This is a genomic window from Bacteroidia bacterium, assembly GCA_025056095.1.
In the GTDB taxonomy this organism is placed as follows: Bacteria; Bacteroidota; Bacteroidia; order JANWVE01; family JANWVE01; genus JANWVE01.
On sequence record JANWVW010000195.1, the window covers coordinates 1 to 5,213 of the forward strand.

The 5,213-nt window shown below is 38.0% G+C and carries 4 protein-coding genes; 3 read left to right on the forward strand and 1 reads right to left on the reverse strand.

All coding sequences use genetic code 11. The annotated features are described in order from the left end of the window. Nucleotides 1–107 precede the first annotated feature (107 nt). A complete protein-coding gene (locus tag NZ519_11640) occupies nt 108–2,396 on the reverse strand; it encodes a hypothetical protein (GenBank protein MCS7029406.1) in 2,289 nt (762 codons plus the stop codon). Between the two features lie 364 nt (nt 2,397–2,760). On the opposite strand from NZ519_11640, the gene NZ519_11645 reads away from it, so the two are divergent. Genes NZ519_11645 through NZ519_11655 form a run of 3 tightly spaced genes read left to right on the forward strand, consistent with a single transcriptional unit; the run spans nt 2,761 to nt 5,108 of the window. Further along, nucleotides 2,761–3,585: an AAA family ATPase gene (locus NZ519_11645; protein MCS7029407.1), complete on the forward strand. Its 825-nt coding sequence runs from the start codon at nt 2,761–2,763 to the stop codon at nt 3,583–3,585. A 19-nt stretch (nt 3,586–3,604) separates the two neighbouring features. Further along, the gene (locus tag NZ519_11650; GenBank protein ID MCS7029408.1) at nt 3,605–4,567 is read left to right on the forward strand and encodes a ParB/RepB/Spo0J family partition protein; all 963 of its coding nucleotides are present in this window, start codon (nt 3,605–3,607) and stop codon (nt 4,565–4,567) included. Nucleotides 4,568–4,571: 4 nt separating this feature from the next. After that, nucleotides 4,572–5,108 (forward strand): TM2 domain-containing protein, encoded by a 537-nt coding sequence (locus NZ519_11655; protein ID MCS7029409.1) that lies wholly within the window; start codon nt 4,572–4,574, stop codon nt 5,106–5,108. Nucleotides 5,109–5,213 lie beyond the last annotated feature (105 nt).

Genomic DNA, 5,213 nt, shown 5'->3' on the forward strand with positions numbered 1-5,213 from the left:
GTTAGCGAAGCACCGAAGCGAAGCGTAGTGCGGAATGCCCCGACCCTTGCGTCAGCAAGGGGCACGCCCAAAAAGAAAAACTTAACCAATAAACTATCTACTCAAAGTCAAGGTTTTACTATCCAATGTTGATTTTTTATTCTCACAATGATAGGTGCCGTAGTATTGAAGTCATTTAGATTTATACGCAAAGGATTTTGAGCATAAAAAGCTAACCTTTGCCCTTGTAAATTGTATATCTCTACAAAATCTGCATAGTTACTTATAGAAATCCAACTTTCAGACCTACTTAAATAAGGTTGTATTTCTGTTGAGTAGAGAGTGATAATGTTAGAATACTCCACTTTTCCATCTTTATCAAGGTGTCTTATGCGATACAAATGTTTTTCGCGCGTAGGTGTGTGGGTATATTCATAGTTAGAGTTCCCTGTAGCCGATATTGTAGTCAAAACATTAAATGGACTATCTCCATCTGATATTTCTATTTGAAATTCCTTACTTTGGGCAATCTCACTAATTGACCATTGTAGGATATGTTTATTAAATTCAGTTTTACCTGTCAAAAGAATGTTTTGAGTAGGTAATGGAGTACAAGTTAGAGGAAAAGGTGGTGCGGGAATAGCCATATTTGTTGTAACTGCCCCTGCTGAACCTGCTGTATTAAAATAAGGGCTTGTGCAAGGTCCGCAGTATACTCCTGGGGCACCACCTGTGCTGATATGAGAAATTTGTGTGGGCACAGAAGCATAAGAGAGTATTAGTCTACCTCCTCCTCCACCACCCCCAGGACCTAGCTGATTAGGCCAGTATGCATTTCCTCCATTTCCGCCTGAGGTATTGATAGTAAGTGTTCCTGTACCTGATATAGTGTTAGAGGTAATAAGCACAGTGCCGCCTGCACCTCCACCACCTCCTGCCCATTGATAAGGTATATTTGACGCATGCGCTCCTGCGGCATTGATAGTGTTAGTACCTGTTATGATAAGGCTGTTTGTAAATATCCAAACTGCACCTCCACCACTACCACCATCTCCTCCATTTGATACATTATCTCCTGCATGTGCGCTACCTCCACCTCCGCCCATTAGTATGTGGTTAGTAGTAGCTGCTACAGTATAGCCAGGTATACCTCCCCCTAGCGCGTCATTTCTTGGAGAGCAAGCTACCCAATCACCCCCACCTACGCCGCCTGTACCTCCATTACTACCGCCTGCACCCCCTGCGTTTACATTCATGCCTGCGCCTCCTGCATTAGCCATAGCCCCTCTAGCTAACTCATGTCCCGCAGGAAAAGAAGCAAAGCTCTCCCCTTTTGCCCCCGCCAGCCCTTGGTTAGGTCCTGGTAAAAAGTATGGGGGAGGAATAGGTACAGATCCACATCCCCAAGCAGAACCTGCGTTATCTCCTCCACGATAACCCCTGCCCTGTACATCAATATTTGCATTATTAAACGTGATAGAGTTTTGAGCATATAGTACCATTATGCCACCCTTTCTACCATTAAAAGGACGTACAGTGTAATTGCTGTTCAGAAGTAAGTCTATAACATATGGCACACGAATGACTTGAATGATATTATCCCTGTTAAATGGTAATGATAAAGGATTTTCCAGGGTAAACTCATATCCGCAGCTCGCACTAATATTGATGTGCTTTATACGGTTAAATTCATAGCGCCCTGCCAAATTTAAGTTTGTTACACTGCCGTAAGTAGGACCTGAAGTTAAATCCACCGAAGCCCCTTTCATTTGCACAATCATTACGTAGTCGCATACATTAAATCCTGTAGCCTCATCCACTTCTAAAGTTGTAGAGTTGGGAATGTTGATAACGGATGCATAATGATTATAGTTTACCCCACCAGAAGCATAACTAATCCAATAACCATTATCAGACGTAGGAGAAGTGAAACTTGGGGGAACAAAGTTAATATTTAAGTCATAGCTTATCCAGCCTGAAGCAGGACCACAAGTCCAACTATCTACCCATATAAAGTAAGTATTTCCAGCAACTATAGTAGCTGTTATAGTAGCGGGATTGCCCGTAGCTGAACCTATACAAGTACCTATATTAGGGCAATTTTGGAAAAGAAAAATTCCGCCCCAAGTGACCCAGCCGCCACATGCTGCGGTTACATTCATAGTTATGGTTATATTACCACTACAAGGAGCAGTGAAAGCATATAATCGGTCTGCTTCATTTTGATGAGATGTACCCAATGAACAGCCCCCTATTCCTGAATAATCATTAGCGTAACCATTCGTAGTTTGACCAACTAATGTAGTCGGAATAGTAATAGGAGAAGCCAAAGCAGCAGCACAATTATCTCCTCCTTGGGCATAAGCTCTGTATAAAACGCAGAGCAAGCATGTTAAAACAATGTAAATTCTTTTCATAATGCAAAACTAAACAAAAAAAAGTAAAACTGCAATAAGAAAAAAAATATTTATTAAGTTTCGTAACTTTACATTATGCGAGAAAAATCGCTTTTTCAAAAAAAATAAATCCTACTTTGATTAAGTTTCATAAGGTTTATTTGTAGGAGATAAATTCAGATAAATTGTATTCTTTGTAAGCATATTCTGTTTTTGCCATCTTGAGAAATCTTACTAAATATCTAAAAAATTCTTGTTGGTATTTTGTGAAACGCATTGTGAAACTTTTTAAGACATTGAAATCCAAATAAATACAAAAGATTTAGAAAAATTATTTTTGAGTTGTGGAACTTTACTGTATTTTTACACGAAAATATCTGAATATATGGCTAAAATTATTGCAATAGCAAATCAAAAAGGGGGAGTAGGTAAGACTACCACAGCTATCAACTTAGCAGCTAGTTTGGCAGTGATGGAATACAAAACACTCTTAGTAGATATAGATCCCCAAGCTAATGCTACTAGCGGACTTGGTTTTGATCCACAAAAAATTGAAAACAGTATATATGAGTGTATTATAGATAGCAGTATACATCCTAGCACAACGATACTTAAAACACAATTAGCGTATTTGCATCTACTACCCTCACACATAGATTTAGTAGGTGCAGAAGTGGAAATGGTTAACATGCCCAATCGTGAGCGCGTAATGAAAGGTGTTTTGGAAAAAATAGCCAAAGATTATCAATTTATTATTTTAGATTGTAGTCCTAGCTTGGGGCTGATTACAATCAATGCTTTGACAAGCGCAGATTCGGTTATTATACCTGTGCAATGTGAATTTTTTGCTATGGAAGGATTGGGAAAGCTGCTTAGTACCATCAAAATTGTTCAGCAAAGACTTAATCCAAAATTAGAAATAGAGGGAATTTTACTTACAATGTATGATAGCCGCTTGCGATTATCTAATCAAGTAGTAGAAGAGATGCAGCAACATTTTCAACAGTTAGTTTTTGATACGATTATTCAACGTAACACTAAGCTTAGTGAAGCCCCCAGCTTTGGACTTCCTATCATTCTTTTTGACGCAAGTTCAAAAGGTGCAGAAAATTATATGCGGTTAGCTTGCGAACTGCTCAAAAAGAACAATATGCTAAAAAGTGAGGAAACTGATATCAAAGAAAGATTATCTAAAATAAATATCTCATAACCAAAGGGAGGGCAAAAGTATGGCAAAAAGAAATGCACTAGGTAGAGGACTAGGGGCTATTTTAAGCGATGTTAATAAAGAAAAAGATCTAACAGAGGTTGCTGAAAAAAAAGAGACTACTGTCAAATACGAGTTAATTGGCGAAATTGACATAGACAAAATAGAAGCTAATCCCTTTCAACCGCGTAACCATTTTGATAAAATTGCATTACAAGAACTAGCAGACTCTATTGCAGAGCAGGGAATTATTCAACCTATTACAGTTAGACGTATAGGTGAAGATAGATTTCAGCTCATTTCAGGTGAAAGGCGCCTTCAAGCATCTAAAATTGCAGGTCTGACAAAAATTCCTGCTTACATTCGTACCGCTAATGATGAGCAAATGCTCGAGCTGGCACTTATTGAAAATATTCAACGCCAAGACCTTAATCCCATAGAAATTGCTTTGGCTTATCAACGCTTGATAGAAGAATGTGGATTAAGTTTAGAAAGTTTAGGTACTAAAGTTGGCAAAGACCGTTCTACGGTAAATAATTATTTACGCTTGCTAAAACTACCGTATGATATTCAGGTAGGATTAAGAGATAATCTGCTAAGTATGGGACATGCACGCGCTATTATTAACGTAGAAAACATTGATTTACAACTCAAGATATATAAGCAAATTATAGAAGAAGGACTTTCAGTGCGTGCGGTTGAGAAAATTGTCCGCGAACTAACCCAGACTAATGAAGAAAAACAAAGAAAAAAACAATCCAAAAAAGATGAGCAAAAATTACCGAGCAGTTTAGAAATTCATATTCGTAAAGTGCAAGAGGGATTAAGTTCATTATTGGGCGCAAAAGTAACTCTCAATCATACCACGACAGGTCGTGGCGAAATAAAAATTAACTATGAAACAGAGGAAGAACTTAATCGGCTTTTAGAACAATTTTCTCAACTGAAAAAAACAAGCCAAGAGGAAAGTTATGACCTTCTTTGAAAGCTTGAATTTACTTGCCACAGGCTTGTATAATCCTGCTTCTGTATATACCTCAGCGCAAGAACTGCTTTTTTTCGGAAAAAATAAGTGGATTGCAGCTTTTTTAGCTTTTTGGGGGGGAGCTATAGGCTTACATCGTTTTTATATGGGGCACTATAAAGCAGGTCTATTTTATCTTTTTTGTACAATACTAACTCTTTATGCATTACAGTTTATTGCCACAGGCAAAAGTACATTTGCGTTACTTTTTATGAGTTTATTTCTCTTTTACCTTGTTGTTGGTTTGATTGGGCGAATAACGAACCTAAAAATTTACTTTGAACCTTTACAAGAAATGGTATTAGCATTGATGTTTATACCCATAGTGTTGGCTTTTTTGTGGTTAGGTTTGATTATTGTTTTTTCAGGTTTTTCGGTTTATTTAGTGTTGGCAGGTACTATTTTTACATTATTTTCGTTGTTTATATCTTTTCGTTATGCTACTTCTTCTCGGCGAGATTTTATAGAAAGATTTTACAAGAATCGCAGTATTTGGCATTGAAGTTTTTAAAAAAGATTTGATTTTTTATTTTTTTGGGCGTGCCCTTGTGGGCATTTCGCTGCGCTCATGCCCACAAGGTCGGCGTGCTTCGGGCTACGCTTTCGC

Excerpts from the sequence above, each read along its gene's own strand:
- NZ519_11645 (MCS7029407.1), top strand. The coding sequence starts at position 2,761 with ATGGCTAAAATTATTGCAATAGCAAATCAAAAAGGGGGAGTAGGTAAG.
- NZ519_11640 (MCS7029406.1), bottom strand. The coding sequence starts at position 2,396 with ATGAAAAGAATTTACATTGTTTTAACATGCTTGCTCTGCGTTTTATAC.
- NZ519_11650 (MCS7029408.1), top strand. The coding sequence starts at position 3,605 with ATGGCAAAAAGAAATGCACTAGGTAGAGGACTAGGGGCTATTTTAAGC.